General features: G+C 49.9%; 2 protein-coding genes. Both read left to right on the top strand.

Annotation, left to right across the window (positions count from 1 at the left end):
- A partial coding sequence (gene rplF / locus AC1DUO_RS25565) for a 50S ribosomal protein L6 (protein WP_477989500.1) occupies positions 1–431 on the top strand: 431 nt, incomplete at its 5' end.
- Between the two features lie 9 nt (positions 432–440).
- Positions 441–794 carry a 50S ribosomal protein L18 gene (gene rplR / locus AC1DUO_RS25560; protein ID WP_013573699.1) on the top strand — a complete coding sequence of 118 codons (354 nt, stop codon included), beginning with the start codon at positions 441–443 and terminating at the stop codon, positions 792–794.
- Positions 795–866 lie beyond the last annotated feature (72 nt).

Below are 866 nucleotides of genomic sequence, written 5' to 3'. Positions count from 1 at the left end.
GTACTATCCATGACGCTGTTGTAGTTAAGCAGGAAGAAAATACACTGACTTTCGCTCCACGCGAAGGCGCTGTAGACGGTTGGGCCCAAGCGGGTACCACTCGTGCACTGTTGAACTCTATGGTTGTAGGTGTTACCGACGGCTTCACTAAAAAGCTTCAACTGGTAGGTGTTGGTTATCGTGCTGCTGTTAAAGGCAACGTGGTGAATTTAGCCTTAGGCTTCTCTCACCCGGTCGATCATCAACTGCCGGAAGGCATCACTGCAGAATGTCCGACCCAAACTGAAATCGTGCTGAAAGGCGCTGATAAACAGGTTATCGGTCAGGTTGCTGCGGATTTACGTGCCTACCGTCGTCCTGAGCCTTATAAAGGCAAGGGTGTCCGTTACGCCGACGAAGTCGTGCGTACCAAAGAGGCTAAGAAGAAGTAAGGTAACACTATGGATAAGAAATCTGCTCGTATCCGTCGTGCGACCCGCGCACGCCGCAAGCTCAAAGAATTGGGTGCGACTCGTCTGGTGGTACATCGTACCCCGCGTCATATTTACGCACAGGTTATCGCACCAAACGGTTCTGAAGTAATAGTTGCTGCATCTACTGTAGAAAAAACTATCACTGAGCAACTGAAGTATACCGGCAACAAAGATGCTGCCACTGCTGTAGGTAAAGCTATCGCAGAACGCGCATTGGAAAAAGGGATTACGAAAGTATCCTTTGACCGTTCCGGTTTCCAATATCATGGTCGAGTCCAGGCACTGGCAGATGCTGCCCGTGAAGCTGGCCTTCAGTTCTAAGGAAGAGGTTTAAGATGGCTCACATCGAAAAACAAGCTGGCGAACTGCAGGAAAAGCTGATCGCGGTAAACC

Source organism: Rahnella sp. P4_A8 (assembly GCF_056402435.1).
The sequence above is the reverse complement of the archived record's forward strand: the minus strand, read 5'-3'. Positions and strand labels throughout refer to the sequence as shown.